This is a genomic window from Streptomyces sp. NPDC091412, assembly GCF_044756885.1.
GTDB lineage: Bacteria > Actinomycetota > Actinomycetes > Streptomycetales > Streptomycetaceae > Streptomyces.
In genome coordinates this window covers 14,653-33,877 of the sequence record NZ_JBIVTV010000022.1, presented here as the reverse complement: position 1 = coordinate 33,877, position 19,225 = coordinate 14,653, and the positions used below count along the sequence as shown (strand labels likewise).

General features: G+C 69.8%; 21 protein-coding genes and 5 pseudogenes. 9 read left to right on the top strand and 17 right to left on the bottom strand.

Going from position 1 to position 19,225, the window contains the following annotated elements:
• The first annotated feature begins 416 nt into the window (after positions 1-416).
• From ACIQMV_RS33640 to ACIQMV_RS33620, 5 genes are all read left to right on the top strand, one after another.
• Positions 417-1,397: a DUF4129 domain-containing protein gene (locus ACIQMV_RS33640; RefSeq protein WP_402596992.1), complete on the top strand. Its 981-nt coding sequence runs from the start codon at positions 417-419 to the stop codon at positions 1,395-1,397.
• Positions 1,394-1,930, top strand: a complete 537-nt coding sequence (locus ACIQMV_RS33635; protein ID WP_402596991.1) for a hypothetical protein — start codon at positions 1,394-1,396, stop codon at positions 1,928-1,930. The genes ACIQMV_RS33640 and ACIQMV_RS33635 overlap by 4 nt, the downstream gene beginning before the upstream one ends.
• 63 nt (positions 1,931-1,993) lie before the next feature.
• Entirely contained in the window at positions 1,994-3,001 is a 1,008-nt protein-coding gene (locus ACIQMV_RS33630) for an AAA family ATPase (RefSeq protein WP_402596990.1), read from the top strand.
• Entirely contained in the window at positions 2,998-4,341 is a 1,344-nt protein-coding gene (locus ACIQMV_RS33625) for a DUF58 domain-containing protein (RefSeq protein ID WP_402596989.1), read from the top strand. Before ACIQMV_RS33630 ends, ACIQMV_RS33625 begins: the two co-directional genes overlap by 4 nt.
• Positions 4,338-4,940: a hypothetical protein gene (locus ACIQMV_RS33620; RefSeq protein WP_402596988.1), complete on the top strand. Its 603-nt coding sequence runs from the start codon at positions 4,338-4,340 to the stop codon at positions 4,938-4,940. The genes ACIQMV_RS33625 and ACIQMV_RS33620 overlap by 4 nt, the downstream gene beginning before the upstream one ends.
• A gap of 5 nt (positions 4,941-4,945) precedes the next feature.
• Here ACIQMV_RS33620 and ACIQMV_RS33615 read toward each other — a convergent pair.
• From ACIQMV_RS33615 to ACIQMV_RS33600, 4 genes and pseudogenes are all read right to left on the bottom strand, one after another.
• Positions 4,946-5,491, bottom strand: a pseudogene (locus ACIQMV_RS33615) (transposase); the annotation flags it as partial.
• Positions 5,492-5,816: 325 nt separating this feature from the next.
• A complete protein-coding gene (locus ACIQMV_RS33610) occupies positions 5,817-6,710 on the bottom strand; it encodes a Clp protease N-terminal domain-containing protein (protein ID WP_402596987.1) in 894 nt (297 codons plus the stop codon).
• Positions 6,707-7,123 (bottom strand): MerR family DNA-binding protein, encoded by a 417-nt coding sequence (locus tag ACIQMV_RS33605; protein WP_402596986.1) that lies wholly within the window; start codon positions 7,121-7,123, stop codon positions 6,707-6,709. Before ACIQMV_RS33605 ends, ACIQMV_RS33610 begins: the two co-directional genes overlap by 4 nt.
• 570 nt (positions 7,124-7,693) lie before the next feature.
• A complete protein-coding gene (locus ACIQMV_RS33600) occupies positions 7,694-7,831 on the bottom strand; it encodes a hypothetical protein (RefSeq protein WP_402596985.1) in 138 nt (45 codons plus the stop codon).
• Between the two features lie 549 nt (positions 7,832-8,380).
• Between ACIQMV_RS33600 and ACIQMV_RS33595 the strand changes: the two genes are divergently transcribed.
• Positions 8,381-8,692, top strand: coding sequence for a hypothetical protein (locus tag ACIQMV_RS33595; protein ID WP_402596984.1), 312 nt, complete (start codon positions 8,381-8,383; stop codon positions 8,690-8,692).
• A gap of 415 nt (positions 8,693-9,107) precedes the next feature.
• Here ACIQMV_RS33595 and ACIQMV_RS33590 read toward each other — a convergent pair whose 3' ends face one another.
• The 3 genes and pseudogenes from ACIQMV_RS33590 to ACIQMV_RS33580 form a co-directional block, all read right to left on the bottom strand.
• On the bottom strand, positions 9,108-9,320 hold the full coding sequence (locus ACIQMV_RS33590) for a hypothetical protein (protein ID WP_402596983.1): 213 nt from the start codon (positions 9,318-9,320) through the stop codon (positions 9,108-9,110).
• Positions 9,321-9,656: 336 nt separating this feature from the next.
• A pseudogene (locus tag ACIQMV_RS33585) lies at positions 9,657-9,776 on the bottom strand (IS3 family transposase); the annotation flags it as partial.
• A 16-nt stretch (positions 9,777-9,792) separates the two neighbouring features.
• Positions 9,793-10,143, bottom strand: a pseudogene (locus ACIQMV_RS33580) (phosphate signaling complex PhoU family protein); the annotation flags it as partial.
• A 618-nt stretch (positions 10,144-10,761) separates the two neighbouring features.
• On the opposite strand from ACIQMV_RS33580, the gene ACIQMV_RS33575 reads away from it, so the two are divergent.
• Positions 10,762-11,295, top strand: a complete 534-nt coding sequence (locus tag ACIQMV_RS33575; protein ID WP_402596982.1) for a hypothetical protein — start codon at positions 10,762-10,764, stop codon at positions 11,293-11,295.
• 1,102 nt (positions 11,296-12,397) lie between these two features.
• Here the strand turns inward: ACIQMV_RS33575 and ACIQMV_RS33570 are convergent.
• The 5 genes and pseudogenes from ACIQMV_RS33570 to ACIQMV_RS33550 all read right to left on the bottom strand — a co-directional run.
• A pseudogene (locus ACIQMV_RS33570) lies at positions 12,398-12,832 on the bottom strand (transposase); the annotation flags it as partial.
• Positions 12,833-12,908: 76 nt separating this feature from the next.
• A complete protein-coding gene (locus ACIQMV_RS33565) occupies positions 12,909-13,478 on the bottom strand; it encodes a GNAT family N-acetyltransferase (RefSeq protein ID WP_402596981.1) in 570 nt (189 codons plus the stop codon).
• 597 nt (positions 13,479-14,075) lie between these two features.
• Positions 14,076-14,975 (bottom strand): Ku protein, encoded by a 900-nt coding sequence (locus tag ACIQMV_RS33560; RefSeq protein ID WP_402596980.1) that lies wholly within the window; start codon positions 14,973-14,975, stop codon positions 14,076-14,078.
• A gap of 86 nt (positions 14,976-15,061) precedes the next feature.
• Positions 15,062-15,271 carry a DUF6207 family protein gene (locus tag ACIQMV_RS33555; protein ID WP_402596979.1) on the bottom strand — a complete coding sequence of 70 codons (210 nt, stop codon included), beginning with the start codon at positions 15,269-15,271 and terminating at the stop codon, positions 15,062-15,064.
• A gap of 128 nt (positions 15,272-15,399) precedes the next feature.
• Positions 15,400-15,738 (bottom strand): DUF6233 domain-containing protein, encoded by a 339-nt coding sequence (locus tag ACIQMV_RS33550; RefSeq protein ID WP_402596978.1) that lies wholly within the window; start codon positions 15,736-15,738, stop codon positions 15,400-15,402.
• 62 nt (positions 15,739-15,800) lie between these two features.
• Between ACIQMV_RS33550 and ACIQMV_RS33545 the strand changes: the two genes are divergently transcribed.
• On the top strand, positions 15,801-16,148 hold the full coding sequence (locus ACIQMV_RS33545) for a hypothetical protein (protein ID WP_402596977.1): 348 nt from the start codon (positions 15,801-15,803) through the stop codon (positions 16,146-16,148).
• Positions 16,141-16,341, top strand: coding sequence for a hypothetical protein (locus ACIQMV_RS33540; protein WP_402596976.1), 201 nt, complete (start codon positions 16,141-16,143; stop codon positions 16,339-16,341). The genes ACIQMV_RS33545 and ACIQMV_RS33540 overlap by 8 nt, the downstream gene beginning before the upstream one ends.
• Before the next feature lie 170 nt (positions 16,342-16,511).
• Here the strand turns inward: ACIQMV_RS33540 and ACIQMV_RS33535 are convergent, their stop codons facing one another.
• The 5 genes and pseudogenes from ACIQMV_RS33535 to phoU form a co-directional block, all read right to left on the bottom strand.
• Positions 16,512-16,793: a hypothetical protein gene (locus tag ACIQMV_RS33535; protein WP_402596975.1), complete on the bottom strand. Its 282-nt coding sequence runs from the start codon at positions 16,791-16,793 to the stop codon at positions 16,512-16,514.
• 145 nt (positions 16,794-16,938) lie between these two features.
• Complete coding sequence (locus tag ACIQMV_RS33530; RefSeq protein ID WP_402596974.1) at positions 16,939-17,175, bottom strand: hypothetical protein; 237 nt, start codon at positions 17,173-17,175, stop codon at positions 16,939-16,941.
• Between the two features lie 37 nt (positions 17,176-17,212).
• Positions 17,213-17,662 (bottom strand): hypothetical protein, encoded by a 450-nt coding sequence (locus ACIQMV_RS33525; protein ID WP_402596973.1) that lies wholly within the window; start codon positions 17,660-17,662, stop codon positions 17,213-17,215.
• A 41-nt stretch (positions 17,663-17,703) separates the two neighbouring features.
• Positions 17,704-17,922: a hypothetical protein gene (locus tag ACIQMV_RS33520; protein ID WP_402597065.1), complete on the bottom strand. Its 219-nt coding sequence runs from the start codon at positions 17,920-17,922 to the stop codon at positions 17,704-17,706.
• A gap of 604 nt (positions 17,923-18,526) precedes the next feature.
• Positions 18,527-19,111: pseudogene (phoU, locus tag ACIQMV_RS33515) on the bottom strand (phosphate signaling complex protein PhoU); the annotation flags it as partial.
• Positions 19,112-19,225 lie beyond the last annotated feature (114 nt).

The window sequence follows — 19,225 nt, the reverse complement described above, 5'->3', positions numbered from 1 at the left end:
CGGCCGCACCACCATCCGGCCGGGCGATTTTCGGGCGAACCCAACCGCCATCACACGAAGATCAACAGTCACCCTGCGTACGCGACCACACGAAGTGGACCAGAGCCTGAGAATTGATGTCACTCGACATTGGGAGGGCTCGGGAAGAGCCATCGGCAAGATTGATCACGGGGCTAACTCGGGTCTCCGTGTTCATCGACGCCTTCCACGGCCTGGGGCCGTGAGTCCCTTCGTTGTGCCGCACGTTGGCAGATAAGCCAGTAGATGAGCGCCGCAGGTGGCGAGACGCACAGCAGGACCAGCAGGCGGGAATCGATCACCCGCTGGGGGTCCCGCCCCGGCCGCCCCACCGGTGGCCCCCTGCTGACACGCCGTCGACCGGTGTGCGAAGCTGCCGATCACAAGGGAGGGGTGTGGTGGTGGGGCGGGCGCGTACGGCGGGCGGGCGACGGCGGCACGGCACGATCGGGGCCGCACAGGCCGCGCTGACGGTGCTGGTGGTGGGCGGAGCGGCCCTGGGAGCACTGCTGCTGCACCCCGACACGGGCTTGTTCGCCAAGGGCCGCGGGCCGCTCGGCGGCAACTCGGTCCTCGTGGTCGGCCTCGCCCTGCTGTCACTCCTCGGCGGCTTGGCGCTGCGCGGGAAGTACCTGGAGCAGGTCGGCGCCGCCCGGGAACTCAACCCGGTGGAACAGCGGATGGTTGACGGCGTGAGCCGCGTCCTGCTGGCCGCGTCGCTGGTTGTCCCGCTGCTCGTCCTGGTCCTGCACCGGTTCGGTTCGTCCGGCAGCAGCCACGGGGGCGGCCACGAGTCGTTACCGCTTCCCAGCTCGCGGCAAGACCCGGTGCCCACCCCGCCACCCGCACCACATGCCGGGCACTCTGGCCACAGCATGCACTTCGGGCTGACGCGCATCCTGCTCGGTCTCGGCATCGCCCTGCCCGTCGTGGTCGTCGTGATCGCCGGGCTGCACCTGTGGCGGTATCTGACCCGGCCGCCGGCGCCCGAGGCCCCGGCGACGTACGCGACGCTCGACGACGAGCAGGAACGCCTGGCCCAGGCCGTGGACTCCGGGCGCCGCGCCCTGCTGGACGGAACCGACGCCCGCGCAGCCGTCATCGCCGGCTATGCCGCCATGGAGGAGTCGCTCGCCGACTCCGGCGTGGCCCGGCGCGCTTCGGACAGCCCGAAGGACCTGCTGGAGCGGGCCGTCGCCGGCGGCCTGCCCGCGGGGGCGGCCGCCGCCGAGCTCAGCGCCCTGTTCCGCGAGGCCCGTTACTCCACGCACCCGATGGACGGCGGCCATCGCGAGCGGGCCGCGGCCGCGCTCGCCGAGATCGCTGACGGTCTGCGCTCGCGGGCGTCCGGGCCCGAAGCCGTGGCGGGTGGCTCGTGAAGGCGCCCACACGGATCCAGGCCTTCGTCAACTCCGTGCTGCCGGCGCCGGGTTCGGTGCGGCACTCGCTGGCCGTACTGGGCACCGTCGCCGTCGCGGCCGAAGTGCTGCTCGTCCTGGCCGACGGTGCCGCCGCGGCCGCGACCGGCCTCGCCCTCATCACCGCTGTTGCGCTGGCGCTGGGGCGCTATGCCGCGGGTGGTGCCGCCCAGGACAGCGGACACCGCAGGCCGGTGCGCCTGCTGGGCAGCCGGGCTCCGGCGCTCGGCGGGTGGCAGCGCATCGTGGCCAGGACCCTCGCGGACGACAGCGAAGTGCACCTCCGCACCGTCATGCGGCCGCAGTTGCAGCGGTTGTTCGCCGCCCGGCTGGCCGAACGGCACGGCGTGGCGATGTACCGGAACCCGCAGCGGGCCCGGGCGCTGGTCGGTGCTGAGCTGTGGCCGTGGATCGATCCCGAGGCGACCGCTCCGCAGCCCACTCTCCCCGAGCCCGTCCTGCGCTCCCTGCTCGACCGCCTGGAAGCCCTGTGACCGGTGGCGCTGCGGCCGACCCCGCAGCCCGCACACCCCACCCCGCCCCGTGAGGATCCGATCGTGACCAGCCCGCAGCCCGCCCCGGACCAAGACATCCTGACCCCTCGGCAGGCGGGCGAACGGGCCGCGGCCGTGCTCGACGAGATCGGCACGACCGTGGTCGGCAAGACGGAACCGCTGGCGCTGGTGATGCTCGGCATCCTCGCCGGCGGCCACGTCCTCATCGAGGACCTGCCGGGGCTCGGGAAGACGCTGCTGGCCCGTTCCTTCGCCACCACTCTCGGCCTGGACTTTTGCCGCATCCAGTTCACCCCCGACCTGCTGCCCTCCGACGTCACCGGCGCTCCGTTCTACGACCAGCGGACCGCCGACATGGTCTTCCGGCCGGGGCCGGTCTTCACCCACCTGCTGCTCGCCGACGAGATCAACCGCACCCCGCCCAAGACCCAGGCCGCGCTGCTGGAGGCGATGGCCGAGTCCCAGGTGTCCATCGACGGAAGCACCCGGCCGCTGCCGGAGCCCTTCGTGGTCGTCGCCACCGCCAACCCCATCGAGTACGAGGGCACGTACACCCTGCCTGAGGCCCAGCTCGACCGGTTCCTGCTGCGGGTGCGGATGGGCTATCTGACGGCGTCCCAGGAGACCGGCATGCTGCGCGCGCGTGTGGATCGGGCGGCGCCCGAGGCTGTGCTGCGCACGCTCAGCGGGCCGGGCGAGGTGCTGGCCATGCGGGCCGCCGTCGAACGCGTCGAGGTGGACGACGACCTGCTGGAGTACGTCGTCGCGCTGGTCGGCGCCAGCCGGGCCCACCCGCACATCCAGGTCGGTGCCTCTCCGCGCGGCGGCCTGGCCCTCGTGCAGCTCGCCCGTGCGCGTGCCGTCCTGGACCTGCGGGACTACGTGACCCCGGAGGACGTCAAGTCCGTGGCGGTGCCGGCCCTCGCGCACCGCGTCACCCTCAAGCCGGAGCTGTGGGTCCGGCAGATCGACGGCGACGACGTGATCCGCGAGATCATGCAGTCCGTGCCCGCCCCGCAGACCGTGCCGCGCACGCCGGTCGTGTCATGACGGAGCCAGTGCCAACTCGCAGAGCGGCAGCCGCCGCCCAACGGGCCCTGGACGGCCGCCATGACGTGGCCGCCGAACCCCCGCCGCCCCCGCCCGGCTGGCGCACCGGTGAACGCGCGCTGCGGCTGGGCACGTTGGCCGTTGTCGCGCTGGCCGCCGCGCTGCTCACCGGGCGCCCCTGGGTGCTTGCTCTCGCCGCCGCGCCCCTGGTGCTGCTCGCCCTCGCCCTGCCGAGCGGGCAGCGCCCGGACGCGGTGACGGCCGAGGTCGAGGTGGAGCCACGGCGGTGCTTTGAGGGCGAGCAGGTGGCGGTGCGGATCGCGGTGGCCTACGACGGTGAGACCGGCCGCCTGGACCCCGGCGTCACCCTCGGTCACGGGGTCCGGCTCGACCACCTCGCGGTCGGCCCGCACCGCGTCGATCTCGTCCTGACCGCGCAGCGCTGGGGCCGCTGGACGCTCGGCACGGTCGACGTCGACGTCTACGACCGCGGCGGGCTGGCCCGCCGCACCGTGCGGGCCGAACTCGGCGAGATCGCCGTCTTCCCGGTGCCCGAACACGCCGGCCTCACGCCCATCCCGGTCCGGCTGCCGCAGCGGTTCGGCGAGCACGCCGCCGTGCAGCGCGGCGAGGGCGTCGAGGTCACCGGCGTGCACCCGTATGTGCGTGGCGAACGGCAGCGGCGGATCCACTGGCCGGCCACCACCCGCCGCGGCGCCCTGCAGGTCCACCAGTTCGCCGCGGAGCGCACCGCCGACACCGTGGTGCTGCTGGATGTGCTCGCCGACGTGGTCGACCCGGTCACCGGCGCGTCCTCGCTCGACGAGACCTTCCGGGCCGCTGCCGGGCTGGTCCGCGCCTACCTGCGCACCCACGACCGGGTCGGTGTCGTGTCGGTCGGTGGCGTGACCCGCTGGCTGCAACCGGGCAGCGGCCAGGGGTACTTCTACCGCATCGTCGAGAGCGTGCTGGAGGTCCGCAAGGACCGCGCGTACGGCACGGCGGGCCTCAGTCTGCTCCCACCGCCCGCGTTGCCCGAGGGAGCGCTGGTGTACGTCATCACGCCGCTGACCGACCAGCGGATTTTCGACGTCCTGCACCAGGTGCGCGGACGGGCCAACCCGATGGTCGTGGTCGAGATCCCCACTGGCGAGCCGGTCCTGGAACCTGGCGACACCGAGGGCGAACTCGCGCTGCGGCTGTGGCGGGCTGATCGCGACGCCATGCGCTTCGCCTTGATGGAACGTGGCATCGCGGTCGTCGCCCACCGTCCCGGCGAGACCCTCGACCTCGCCCTTGCGCCGCTGCTGCGCACCCGCATCCACGGGGGGACCCGATGACCACCGTCCCCGCCCGGTTCGCCGGGCCAGGCCCGCGCCCGGCCAACAGCAGAGCCGCCCGGCTCATCGCACGTCTCACCTCTCGCATCACCGACCGCTTGCTCGGAACGGCCCTTGCCGTCGCCGCCTGCGACCCGCCGGCCGCCCTGCACGCACCGCTGCCGGTCAGGGTGCTGGTGGTCGGAGCGGCGGCGGCCGCGTGGTGGGCCGCTCCGATGGTCGACGCGCGCCCCGTCTTGACCTCTATGCGCTGGCGGACCGTCGCGGCCCGCCGCAGGACGACCGTACTGCCGGCGGCGGCGATCGCGGTCGCGGCGGCCACCGGCCCCGCGGTCTGGCTGGTCGTCTGCATCGCCGCCCTGCTGCTTGCCTACCTGCTCGTCACCGACGCCTGGACAGCCGGTGTCACCGCCCCGCCCGGCCGCCCGCAGGCGACACGCGCACTGACGGCCGCCGCCGCGACCGCAGTAGTACTGCTCGCCGCCCAGGCGCCGGTCGCGGACACCTCATGGGCACGTCTGCCCGCCTCACTCGCCATCGCCGCGACCACGGTTTGCCTGGTACTGGCGCTGCGAACCCATCGCAGCCCGCCCGGCTGACCGCCGAGACTACTGGCGAGTTTGGCGCTTATCCCGGCGACACCGTCGCGGATCTCCCAGCGGATCCGCAAGCGGCGGAACCAATGCAGATGGGCGAACGCGCGCTCCACGACCCAGCGTTGGGTGCCCAGTCCGGAGCCATGCTCGGTGCCCCGGCGGGCGATCCGCCTTGGAACCCCCTTTAACGCCCGGATGTGGGAGCCGTCGACGGCGGCCCGGGAGAAGTCCAGGGCGTTCGCGCCACGCAGCTTCGCGAGGAGGACCTCGTGCAGCCTGGGCCATACCCCGGCCTCGGTCCACTCGGCCAGGCGGCGCCAGCAGGTCATGCCCGAGCCGAAGCCGAGTTCCTGCGGCAGGTGCTCCCAGGCGATCCCGGTGTGCAGTACGAACAGGATGCCCTGGAACACCAGCCGGTCCGGGTGCCGCTTGCGCCCGGGGTGCCGGGTCCGGCGCTCGACCTTGGGCAGCAGCGGCTCGATTACCGCCCACAACTCGTCATCGACTTTCCACGGCTTCGCGAGGTGACGGTGAGTCACCGAGACCAAACCCATTGATCGTCCTCACGAAATTTGTGCCTGATCCGCAACTCGTGAACAAAGCCAGCCACCGGTTCCCACCGCTGCATGACAGTTGCAGCGGCAGCGCCTGGAAGCTCAAGACGCCCTCGCATCCGAACCCCTGAAAATAAGCGGTGACGGTGAGCTGTCGGGCGCCATTGATGTGGCTGCCGCGGGACGGGCACCTCGTAGCCTGGAGGTGCTCGGGGCCGGTAGTGAAGGACGACCCTTATGCCTCGAACCATCTGGTCCGGTGCCATCTCGTTCGGGCTGGTGACTTCTCTGAACTAGCGCCTGGTCAGGCTGGGTTGGCTGGCCGTCACGCTCCTGCGTCGGTTGGCTGGGCGTTGATCTCGCTGCACATCTCGACGCACTCGGAGCAGATCCACACGTCGGGCCCGGCGACCAGGCGGCGCTCTTCGCTGCGGGCGTGACCGCAGAACGAGCAGCGATCCGCCTGCTTCTTGCCGGGCCAGCCGCGCCGGGAGCGGCGGCCGAAAGGAGTGCGTGGGACGTTGATGTAGCAGTGCAGCAGCCGCTTGATATCGGCGACATCCACGCCGAGGTCGTTGAGGACGCGGCGGGCGCGTGAGCCGGGGTTGGTGGCGATCACGGCGAGCAGCTGTGGCGTGGTGACGGCCACCGGCGCGCGGGCCGGCGTGCGTTCGGTGGCCAGCTGCTCGGCGCCGGCCAGAGCCGCTTGGGCCTCGGCGGAGAACACGGTCCGGCCTTCGTGTGCGGGTTCGGATGGGTAGTCGAACAGGCGATGGCAAGCGTCGCGGATCTTGTCACGGCTGACGCCGAGCCGTTCCAGGGTGGCGGCGGCCACTCCGTCGGTGAGCAGCCCCAGCAGCATGTGCTCGGTGCCCGCCTCAGCCAGATGGTCGGCCTCGGCGCCGGCCAGCGCGGCGGCCAGTCCGGCCTCCAGGTCGCGGCCGCGGATCAGGCCGACGGTCGAGGGTGCATGGGCGACGCGGTTGGCGTAGCGCTGGCGGGCGGCCTGGCGGGAGACGCCGAGACGTTCGCCGATCACGGTCCAGGAGTATCCGGCCTCGCGGGTCTGCCGCACGGTCTGGTCGACAGCCTCGTCGGACCGGCCAGACACATCACGGGCCAGGGCCAGGACGGCGTCGAGGACATCGAGCGGGTCGTCACTGGTGGCACGAGCGTGGGCCGCCTGGATGAGCTGGTCCACGGTGGGTTCTGGGCTCATGCTGACAACCGTAAATTGTCACTCCTGCGGTGACAATCCCCCGTTGTCAGTCGTCCGGGTGTGATGATGCGGCAGATGTCGGCCTCGGTGCAGGTGCTCGGGTCGGTGGCCGTCGCGCGGTGGGCCAGCGTGCGCAGTGCGGTGCGGGTGGTGCGCAGTTCGGTCATGGGACGTTCGATGTCCGCGAGGTGCTGCGCGATCAGGTCCGCAACGTGCACGCAGGGCGCCTCGCCGGAGTCGCGTACGGCCAGGAAAGAGCGGATCTCCGCAAGGGTGAGTCCGGCCGCCTGGGCCTCGCGGATGAAGGCGATTCGGTGTGCGGCCTGGGGTGGGTAGTCGCGGTAGCCGGCCGGGGTGCGCGGGCCTGCCCGGTGCCGCGTGTACGAGCCAGCCCAGCCGACACCCCCGACCACACCTGCGACCATCAAGACCCGACCACGGTCACGAAGCGACAACACCGCCCCCAACCAGGCCGATATCCCCGCCGATAACCCGTCCGACAACTGTCCGCGCGCGACCGCGGCCTGGGCGGCGTATCCGCAGCTCACCACGCCTGCCCGGCCGTGATGGCGAGCCCGGCATCCCTCTATGCGCCTCTCGCAGCCGACCCCAGAACAGAAAAGGAGAAGAGGTGGGGCGGGCTGTGGCTGGCGGTTGGCGCGGCGGGGGATCGGGCGCCTCGGTGTCTCGTTGCGCGTCGGCGGGGCCTCCGCGCTCCGTGCCGGGCGAGCCCGGCACGCCAGCAGACAGAGCAACCGGCAGGGCACCACAGGCAGCAGCGGCATCTGCAGGCCTGCTGTGGTTGGGTCCTGGTCGTCATCTTCTCCCCGCGCCAGGCGGGGGCCTTCGGTCGCCGCCGCAGCCACGGCCCTGGCCCGTCGGGCGAGGTTCTCCTCGCTGGTCTCCAGCAGCACCTCGTCCTGCCGCCCCAGCACGGCAAGCAGCTCGGCACTCTCCTGGTCGTTGAGCCGTTCGGCGATGTCCTAGTGACTTTCCAGCCGTTGCCGCTCGGTGCCCGGCGGGGTGAGGGCCACACCCGTCCAAAACCGGTCGACGACCGCGGCATGGGCGTCACGGGCATCTTTCAGTGCCGGTATCAGCACATCCGTCTTCCCTGCCATGTTCTGCTCCTGAGCTCCGGGCGGCATGGCGCCGCGCACGACGAAAAGCGCCCACCATCCGCCGCTCCGGCCGGGCAACCTAAACCCATCCTGCGAAAGCTTGCCAAAGATCGCCTGGCGAGCCAGCCACCCGAGTGCGCCCCCTTACCAGCGTCGGAAAGTGGTACAACAGTCGCCCGATCGACGGCGACGACATCGCTGGGGCGCTCAAGGAGCAGCCCGGCGGCAACTGCGTCACCGCCCTGCAGACCGTCGCCGTGGTCGCCTACATCGAGGTGCGGCGGCAAGGCGGCGGCCCGTGCACTCTTGAAGGCACCCACGATGGACTGAACCCGCTACCTGCTCGCCCGCCTTAAGCAGAGCTTTCGTCCTCTCATCGGGACTGAGCAAACTCTCGGCAGAAGAGCGGGAGATCCGTTGACATCCTCACCCCCGCGGAACTAGGACAGAAGTTATAAAGCACATATATGCGTATGCCCTCAACCCTGGTGACTCCCTGGGGAACTGCCACCAGGACTCCAACGTGCGCTGCGGGAAAGAGGCGAACACATGACCGACACTGAGCGGGCACCTGAGGAACCCGAGGCGACCCCGGCCGAAGGCGAGCAGCCGGCAACCGGAGCGGCGGAGACCGAAGAGGCGACAGAAGCAGAGGCCGCCCCCACGGCCGACGAGACTGCGGCATCCGAGGCAACGCCGGCCGAAGGCGAGCAGCCGGCAACCGGAGCGGCGGAGACCGAAGAGGCGACGGAAGCAGAGACCCCCACGGCCGACGAGAATGCGGCATCTGAAGCAGCACCGGCCGAAGGTGAACAGCCGGCAGCCGAGGAAGGGGAGGCCTCGACGGCCGAGCCTGAGTAAGGCTGGCCGCCCCTGGTACAACCGCGATGACGGATATCGGCGGTAGTGCTGCGCCGCGCGGCCGGAAGAGAATGCTCCAGCCATGGCATCTTCCTCCGGCCGCGATTCTTGTCCACCATCGCCCCCGCACCCGGGAGCGGTCACCTGCTGACAACCCCAGGACTTCGCAGACCGCGAATGGCCGATGCGCATGGGCCGAGAGTGTGATGACCGAGGCGGCCCGGTCACCGTGCGTCTTGATCGCGCGCTGACGGGTATGAACCCACCTGATTGCGATGCCGCCCCAGATGCAGCCGGTCACATGCTCACGTGATGGTCACGTGCTCAGCAGTAACGGTTGCCGCAGCAGTGGTGCTGACCGTCGCGGGCCGGCTTCACCTGAGAGCCGGATGGTGCCGCAAGCCTGGTTACGGCGTCAGGGGCGTGGCCCTCCGGAAAGGTCATGCTCGGCCAGCCAGGTGGCCACTGCATCGCGCTCGAGTCGCTGCGTGCGGGCCGCTGCGGAGGCCTGCGCGGCATTGCGCTGGGCATGGCCCACCCAACCGTGCGGAGCGATGGCGCGCAGGCTGCGGGTGGCTTGCTCACCAATGGCGCTCAGCAGGTTGTCCAGTGATCCGATGGGCAGCATGCGTATTCCTCCGTAACGCGTCGTCTCTGCGGCCTGACAGGCGCCGGAATGAACCGAGTTTTTATGACTCGGCAGTCCCAATTAGGCGGGTGTGGCTGACATGGGTGAGGGCCCGAACCGGGAGGGAGTTGGTTCGGGTCCTCACCGTGTTCGCGTATCCGCGAGGCGGATCTGTATGCACGCGATGGCCTGCTTAACGATTCCTCTGCTCGCCAGATACGGGCGGCCAGCTCTACGCACTGAGCGTTTTGGTTGGCTACTGTGAGCGTCGCGGTTGACCGTAGGGCAGGGTCAGGTTGAGCTTGTTTCGCTTTGAGGACACCATCGGTGTGGTGGTCAGGCCGCCAGGGCGGCTTCGTAGTCGGCGGGGCTGCGGTAGCCGAGGCTGCTGTGCAGCCGGTGCAAGTTGTACCAGCCCTCGATCCACTCGAAGATCGCCGTGCGGGCAGTGGACCTGTTCGGCCAGGTGGCGAAGGTCGCGCGGAATCGCACGTTCGGGGTAGCGCAGCCGGGCCAGCTTGGCTACGTGTCGAGCGAGATCTCCCGACCGTTCCAGGTCGGCGCTCATCCGCAGTGAGGTGACCACGATCCGCAGGTCCGTGGCGACCGGCTGCTGCCGCGCTAGCACCGTGATCGCCCGGTCCTCCAGGTCGCGCTGCAGATCGTCGACCTCCTCATCGCCTGAGATCACGTTCTCGGCAAGCTGTAGATCGGCATCGAGGAGAGCGGTGGTGGCTCGGCCGATGGCCGAACCGACCAGGTTCGCCATCTCCACGAGGCCGTCGGTGATCGATTCCAGTTCGTCGTGGTAGTGCTCTCGCATCGCGTGCCTCCCCGCGCCGCCGCTCGTTCCCCAGCCTCCGCCGACTGCCAGACTTGCACACCTCATGCACGGGCCAGCCGGCCAACTTGGCCATCCGCGAGTACCAAGCGGGGCGACGCTGAGCACCAGGGCGGCCAACTGAAGCACTCAATGGCCAACCGAGGCGCTCAGTCACACCAGGAGGGGTGAAGCAGCCCGTCAGGACCTGGCCAGAAAAACGGGGCTGGAACACCTGCCGCCTGGGCCGCTGACCGGTATCGGACACGACGCTCAGCGGCTGCGGGGGTGGTGGGCAGCCGCTGCGCCAGGGCGTCTACATCCGGGACTGGCTCCAGCTGTTCGTCCTCGCCTGCGGGTTGCAGTCCGAGTGCGCTGTCCAGTAGCCACTGCTGGGCGGGTAACAGCCGGTTCCAGCCCTGCCGCTGCGCAGCCGTCCATGCGCCCTGGGAAGACGCAGGACGCGCGACGGTAAGGGGACGCGGTCGGCAGCAGCCCATGCGAGGGACTATTGGAATAAAGGCGGCATTGCCATAGTACGTAACATAACGCCGACTTCGCCACGCGGTGGCCGGTATGACCATGCACCGGCTGTGTGCGCATCGGAAAGGGACGATAACCATGGCAACCACGATCGATGCCCCCGACGGCATCCACTCCACCATCGAGCAGCTGCAGGGCGAGCTTCCCGGTCTGGAATCGCGCAAGCAGGAGTTGGAGCAGGAACTGGCAGCCGTGGCACAGCGTCTGGAAGCCGTCCGTACCGCGGTGGAGAGCCTCAAGACCCTGTCCACCGCGACGGCGGCGGCCACGACCGCCGCACCCAGGACCGCAGGTCGGAGGAAGACCGGAACCACCGCCCAACGCCCGGCGTCCCGCACGGCGAGGAAGGCCGCGCCCCGGGCGAAGGCTGCCAGTAAGGCCGGTAAGAAGAAGGCTGCCCCGGCGATGCGGGCGAAAGGGCTGACGGACGGGATCGTGGAGATCCTGTCGAAGGCAAAGAGGGCGATGAAGGCCGGCGAGATCAACCAGGCGCTCGGACGCCCGGAGACTGTGGGACAGATAGAAGCAGTACGCGGCACCCTGGAGCGATTGGTGAAGGCCTCCCGGGCCCGGCGCGCGGGCCGCGGCTTGTACGAAGCAGTACGAGGCTGACCGCACCATGCCTGCCGTGTGCGGCTGGTGGATCGGCACTGGGGCTCGCGGCCTGGGCGGGCAAGTGCGGCGCCGAAGTGCTCTACCGCTCGGGGACCTCAAAAGGTGGGCGCGCAACCAGTCCCGCCGCCGTCGGCACCACCGACCTGACCTGATCTGCCCCGGACACGTCACGGGCCCCGGGAAACTGCCATGACATCCCCAGGGCCCGGCTGTAGGCCTCGCCGCGTTCAACGACGCCGCGACTGTGACCTCACGCCGCCGCCCACTCCAGGCCGAGGCCTGCGAGCGTCTGGAGCTTGTCCGCGGTGACCTTCGCCCGCCTGGTCTTGGTGTTCGGCAAAATTGCCAGCCAGCCATGTATGTCCATGTGCAATGCAATGCCATGCCATCCCCCAGGAGTAGCCGTCCGCGAGCGGGTGCCGCTGCAAGCCGCAGCGGTCCCTTCGGCGACGCATCGAGGGCGGGGCAGTCGGTCACGACCGTCAGGTGGTCATCACGGCATCGCAGTCGGGGCAGACCACGGACGCGTACTCTGCGGGGTACCAAGGCGCCCCAGGGTGCTCGGATGGCTGCTGGCAGGCCGTCTCCATAGCGAAGGTGTCCTTGCCGCAGAGAGTCCGCGGTCCAGTCGCGGTGGGCGTCCCCGGGGCGGTGGGCGCCGCATGCACCCGGCGGACGGTCCGTGCCTCACCAGGCGCCCCGCCCGGGGAGGTGCGTGTGCCCACCGGCTTGTCGAGCTCGTACACGACGACGATCGCGCCCATACGTCTACGGTAGACGGCCCCACGGCCGGTCCGCGGTGGGCCATCGTGCTCAGTCTGGGGTTGAGCGTGGGGGTAACAGCGCTGCAGTTGGTCTTCCCTCAGGAGTCCGAGCACTGGCTCGGCTGGTGGAAGAACCGGTGGGCCTACCGCTACCGCCGCTGTTAGCTCCGACAGAGCTGGCGCCGGGAAGAAGACCCACATCACCAGCCCCGGGCAGGCGGTGCTGGGCCGCCGTAGCGGCGCGGTGCGGGCCGGCCGTGACTGCTCTACGAGGGCATCGCCGAAGGACGCATCCGTCTGCCATACGAGCAACTCGATGCGATGTGTCTGAAAGAGCGGGAGACAGCGGCCGACTGGGTGAAGATCCCGGCCAGGGCGTCCAGGTGCCGGGCCCTGAACCGGGATATCGACCGGTAGTCCGGCCCCGCCCCCGCGGCCAGATAGCGGAAGGCCACATCATCGGTGCACTTGCGCTCGATCGCCCGCGACGAGCGCACTCCGGTGGTGTACCCGTAGATCAGCAGCCGGACCATCAACCGCGGGGCATACGGCGGGAACCCGCGCTTCTCGGTGTAGGACGTCAGGATCGGGCCCAGGGCGAGCGCCTCGTCGACCAGTTCGGCCACGAATCGGGCCAGATGCCCCTCGGGCAGCCACTCATCCAGCGACGGCGTCAGCATCAGCATCTGATCGGGGACGAACGCCCGGAAGGTCTTCTTCACCGCCACCGTCGGCGCGATCTCCGGCTTCACCACCGCCGCCGGATCCACCTCGAACAGGCCATCCCCACCAGACATACCAGGGTTCTCCCATATGGAAGATCACGAACAGGAGGCGGCGTCGGGCTCAATCGCCTGATCGATTGCCAAGATCCGCGGACAGCGCCGCGTAGATGTACTCGCTGCCCCAGCGATCCCCGTCGAGGTCGTTCTCGACCAGGTGCGCCTCCCGGCGCATCCCGAGGCGCTCACAGACCCGCACAGACCCGGTGTTCTCCACATCCAGCCGTGCGTAGAGCCGGTGCACGCCCAGCGTGTCGAAGGCAAACCCGGCCAGCGCCGCGGCCGCCTCGGTCGCGTAGCCGTGCCCCTGGTGACCTGGGTCGAGAGTCCAGCCCATCTCGGCCTGGGCGGCGCGAACATCGGCCAGGGCGAGGCTCACCTCGCCAAGGACGCCAGGCTCATCGCGTCGGCAGACAGCGAGCGCCAGCTTGTCCCCGTCGGCGCGCCAGGCCGTCTGCGCCGCGCGCTCGGCGGCAACCTGCTCGCTGCGCTCACGCGTGTGCGCCGGCCGGTACAAGTAGCGCGCCACGCTCGGCAGGCTCTGGTAGGCGTACAGGTCGTCGGCGTCGCCGGGAGTGAACAGACGCAGCGACAACCGGGCCGTGGTCAACGGCAGCAGCGAGGCGACGTCCATGCGGACCTCCGGGACGCGGATGTGGATCAAGTTGCGGACTGATTTTCGCATCACGACTGCCCGGCAGCCACGCCTTTTCAAGAGCAGCGCTCGGCAGCCGCACTTCACCACGAGGCGCGGCATTCCAGGAGTTGTTAACTGACCCACGCTCCTAGCCCTCCAGCTACCCCGGCACCGCTCCACGAGGCAGTGAAGAAGGTGAACAAGGTCAGCGACACAGCGGGCAGTCCAAGCGCAGCCGGACGTCGCCGCACCGCTCATCCAGCAGACCGACAGGGTCGCAGCGATCGGGCTCCTGCAGACGGAGTGACCGGCGCCTCTGAAACTGGCGGGTGATGGCCGGATTTCCAACGTCATGAATCCGGCCGTCGCCCGCCTACAGCTTGTTGGGGTGTGTGAGGCGTGTGTGGCTGGGTGCCGCGCAGCATTTGCATGTGGCCCTGTCCACCGAGCTCGGGCAGTTTCCCGGCGGCCGCGCCCTGTACGACCCGCGCCCCGGCGAAGCGCGCACGCCCGGTCCCGGCGTTGCGTGCCGTTTCTACCACTCCGGCGACACGCCCTGACCGTAGTACCGACCATGAGCCCGGCCACGGCAGGTCAGGGCGCTGACGTACCTCGCCGACCGCCCGCGCGCCCGGCGGTCCTTGAGGAAGCTCTCCGTGAGGGCGCCTTCTTCGCGGGCTTGGCCGGCGCCTCGGGCACATCCGTCTCGCCGCGCGCCGCCCGGGCCTTGTCGACGGACTGCTGCAGCGCGGCCATCAGGTCCACCAGCTGACCCGGCCGGGCCGTCGGCTCCGGGACCTGCGGCAACTGGCGGTCTTCCTGCTTGGCCTCGATCACCGCGTGCAGCGCCTCGGTGTAGCGGTCGGTGAACTCGGGGCCGGTGAGGTCGTCCCGGGTCATAGCCTCGATCAGTGCCACGGCTTCGTCGACCTCGTCTTCGTCCAACTGGACCGGAGGCGGGACTACGGCGGCGGGGTCGAGGATTTCGTCCGGCCAGAGCAGACCGTGCAATGCGATCACGTCGCCGCGGACCCGGAGCACACCGAGTCGTTCGCGGCCGTGCCATGCGTAGCGGGCGACCGCCACTTTTGAGGCGCGCTGCAGGGCCTGGCGCAGCAGCACGTACGGCTTCGCGGCGACGCTGCCCTGGGGCTGGAGGTAGTAGCCGGGGCCGATCCGAACGGGGTCGACGTCGGTGGCCGGGAGGAAGCCCACCAGCTCGATCGCGCGCGCCGTGGGCAGCGGCAGCTGCCGCAGTTCTTCGCCGGTCAGCGGGATGACGCGGCCGTCGGCCATCTCGTAGCCCTGGCCGATCTCCCCGTAGGAGATTTCACGGTCCTCGATCTCGCACCAGTAGCGGTTGCGCACCAGGCCGTTGTCGCCGGTGTGGATCCGGCGGAAGCGGACGCTGTGATCCTCGGTTGCGCCCAGGACGGCGATGGGGACGCTGACCAGCCCGAACGAGATGGCACCATTCCACACGCTCGCGGGCATGACACACCTCCAGCCCCGAGCAGTATCAGCCTAGGACGCCGCCCGGCCCGGCACGAGGACAGGCCGGCGGGTGCCCTCGGCGCGCGCTATGAGTCGAGCGTTTGGCGCGCGTCCAGGTAGCAGCGCAGCCGCACTCCGGGCTGCCCCGGATCCCGGGTCGTACGGTCCGCCGCCGCGGTCGCCCACCGCATGGCGAGCAGCTCCTGGACGGCGAAGGCCGTCTGGTCGTCGCATGCCGCGATCTCCACCACGGCCGGCCCCGGCTCCACCACATGTGTTTCGTTGATCGGCTCCATGCACGGCACTACGCGCCGACACCCCAAGAGGTTCTCCGATCCCGGCCGCTTCACCTGACCGAGTAAAGGCCCCGGCCCTCTCTACCGCCGCGGCGGAGCACCTGGCGTGGTTCTGCCCGTCGCAGCGCCTAGCCATCCAGGTAGCCGAGCTCAGCGTCGGGCCGGCAGTGCCCGCAGGCCTCGATGCCTTCGCTCAGTGCCCGCAGGGCGACGTCCCGGGGTCCGCCTGTCCAGCGTTTGCCCGCCATAGGGCAGCCGCCGACGTGGACGGCGACGGGCGGTGAGTCGCGGTTCAGGCCGCCTTCGAGGATCCAGTCGGGTGTGGCCGGCCGGGCCTGCTCGCCGCGCTGGCGCTCCTGCTCGCGGCGTTCGGCTGTGGCGATCTGCTGCCGTACCCGGTCGAGGGTGAGGACGAGCCACGTCTCCAGGATGCGGAGACGGGGCAGGTCAGGCGGCAGATCGTTCACATGTTCGATTCTATGATCGGGGTGGAAGACTGCAATCCAAGGGGGGCCGGAGAGGAGCGCGCATGGCGATCGACGATGTGCTGCACCGCCTTGCCGTGGACCCTTCAGGCCTGGCTCCGGCCCCGCCCCGGCAGGTCCACCGGGAGGCAGCGGCCCGTGTCGGCCGGAATCCGGTCCCGTGTGTGGGCTGTGGTCGGTCGGCGCGTGCGGCGGGGATCATCGAGGTGCCCGGTTACGGCCGCCGGTGGTTGGACCGCTGCCGGGCCTGTCTCCTTGCCACCGTTGACCTGCAGCCGTCTCGGGTGTCGGGCACGGTGGCCGAGATCGTCGCTGACCTGCGTGCTGCCGCAGCCGAGGCCGGGGTGCAGCCGACCGTTGTGATCGACGACGAGGGCGGCTGCCGTGGGTGACTCTCAGCGTTTCTATCTGACCGTGACGGCGGCCGGCCGTCTGGTGATGCATGGCTGGTGGGGGAGCGAGACGACCGCTCGCCGCAAGTTCTCGTCATGGGTGGGGGAGTACGGCAGTATGCCCGGCGCCCGCATCACCCTCACCGATGAGCAGCAGGGCAGCGTGTTGACGTCGTGGCCGGGCGAGGGCTGACCGCCTGCCACGCTGGGCGCCATGGCTCACCGCCCGTACCCCGCCCGCGGCCGTGCGCTGCGGCAGATCCTCTGCCGCCACCGCAACGCGCGGCCGCCTGCCTTGCTCCCGCCCGCGCGCACGCAGGAGCAAGGGGCAGGCGGCGAGTACCGGCTGTCGACACGCCGCCGCTAGGAGCCCTCCTCCGTCGCGTGCCGCGCGGCTTTCTTCACACTGGCCTCGACCTCGTTCCGTGCCTGGCCTTCATCCTTCGCGTACTCGGTAACCGCGGCCTGGACGTCACGGGCAAGGTCGCGCCAGGCGCGCCACGCGGTCTCGTACGTCGCGGTCTGCTGCTCGCTCCACGGCTCGCGGGCGGGCGGCCCGTACCGATCGCGTAGCTGCACGACCTGCGCCTGCGCTGCGTCAGCTGCGCGCTGCATCTCCACGAGTTCTTCGAAGGCGTGCGCCACTTGCGGATCCTAAGCAGGCGGTCCGATCCCCCCGCTGCTGTGGGGGCGGCCCGCGGCCGGGATGCGCACCATCTACTGGCGAATGACTCCGGATGCATGAAGGCCGTGTGGTCCGGGACGATCCAGTTCGGGCTGGTCGCTGAACTTACTGCCGAGCCTTACTCGTGGCCACGATGTCGATGGCGACTCGGAGCGGTGTCTCCGCATTGCCCAGTAGTGCCCGGGTGATTGCGATCGACTGGATGACGCTCATGCCGCGCTCGGCCAGGAGGGCCTGGACAGCCTCCATTCCATCGCTCTCAAGGACTGGCCGGGACTCCTCGACAAGCGCGGCCCAGCGTGCGGCTTCCTCGGGACGTAGTCCGATCACGTGGTCAAACACGACTGCTTCCTTCCCGTGTTGAGCCGATGGGTTGTACTCACGTCTCGTCGGAGCTGACTGCTGCGCTCAGGGCCTTCACGGCGTCCTCGTATTGGTGGCGGTCGAAATGGAACGGACCGAACCCGGAGTAATCGCGTGTCTTGCGGTGGGGCTGTTCGAAGGAGTCCCAGGTCACGTGGTCAGGAGTCACGGTGATGTCGGCCATCAGCGGCCAGCATCCCCACTCACCGCATTCGCAGCCGAGCAGCGGCGTCTTCGGCCCCATTGCTCCAGAGGATCGTCCGTGGAAATGGTCTTCCATCGGGCCGAACCGGAAGAACCGCGGGATAAGGCCCCCATAGGCGTTTCCGGCTGGTTGCATCCCAGCGTCCGTCTCGAACTGGTCGATCAAGTCGGTGAGTGGTGTTCCGTCGATGCACGGGACGACTTCGAGCACGCCACGATCAGCATGGCGTCGGCAGTCGAAGCGGATCTCCTGGCTGGACATATGCTGATTGTCGCAGCTCGCTCCTTCCCTGTTCCTCCTGATTATGGCGGACAGTCATGGCCGGGCCGTGGGTCTGTGGAGGCCGGCTTCGGGGTGGGGATGCCGAGGTCGACGGCGGTCCGATGGTCGCGACGCCGGTTGAGCTGGGTGAGCTTGTCTTCGTCGCCGGCGAGGCTGACTCGCAGCCCTTCGACCTCGCCGAGCCAGCCCTCGCGCTCGGCTTCCGCGACGCGGGCGTGAAGGTTGTCTCGGATCTCCACCAAGCGGCCGCGTTGGGCGGGGTCGGGCCAGAGCATCGGGCAGCGGACGCAGGCTTCTCTGAACCAACGTCCGTGCTGTTCTTCGTAGCTCAGTTTGCGTCGCTGATGACCGTCCGAGCAGCACTCGTGGTCACGATGTCTGAGCTGCCGCACGGCGACGGGACACGGGGAGCGGCCGGGGCCCGTCTGGTGAGGGCGGCTCCGACAAGGGCCGCCGGCGCTCTCGGCTCTGAGCCGGAAGGTGTCAGCGGGCCAGAGCGGGGTCGGCCGCCCGTGGGTTGCGGGCCTTGGGCAGGGTGATGCCTTGCTCCTGGGCGGTTTGGCCTGGGCGGAGCGTCCATGGCACGGTGCCCGTGCTGGTCAGCCACTGGGTTGCCACTCTCACCGTGTTTCGCGTATCCGCGGGGGGCGGATCTTTATGCACGCGATGGCCTGCTTAACGATTCCTCTGCCTGCCAGATACGGGCGGCAGGCTTTACGTGGTGGACAAGTGTAACAACGGCGCTCGAGCTGGCCGACGGTCCGGCCGTGGACATGGCCGGCAAGTGTGGACTGGGCGTCTTGGTTGGCCACCGTGAGCGTCGCGGTTGACCGTAGGGCAGGGTCAGGTGGTCGCGGGTGGGTCGGTGAGCAGGTCGTCCGCATACTCGCCGGTGACGAGGTAGACCACGCGTTGGGCCACCGCCACGGCGTGGTCGGCGAAGCGTTCGTAGTAGCGGCCGATGAGCGTGGCGTCCACGGCCGTCTCGACGCCGTGGTGCCACCGGTCGTCCATGAGGTGGTGGTAGATAGCGCGGTGCAGCTCGTCCATGCGGTCGTCGTCCTTCTCCAGTTGGAGTGCCGCGTTGACGTCGTGGGTGATGAGTACCTCGGCGGCCTGGGCCATCAGGCGCTGCGCGAGTTGGCCCATCTCCAGGATCGTGTGGCGAAGGTCGCGCGGAATCGCACGTTCGGGGTAGCGCAGCCGGGCCAGTTTGGCCACGTGTCGAGCGAGATCTCCCGACCGTTCCAGGTCGGCGCTCATGCGCAGTGAGGTGACCACGATCCGCAGGTCCGTGGCGACCGGCTGCTGCCGTGCCAGCAGCCTGAGTGCCCGGTCCTCCAGGTCGCGCTGCAGATCGTCGACCTTCTCATCGCTTGAGATCACGTTCTCGGCAAGCTGTAGATCGGCATCGAGGAGTGCGGTGGTGGGGGGGGCGGGGGGCCCCCCCCCCCCCCCGGGACAACACCACACAGCCGGACCGAAACGAAAAAGAACAAACGGAAAAATTGATTGGCGGGCGCCACGCCCCGCGCCGCGGGG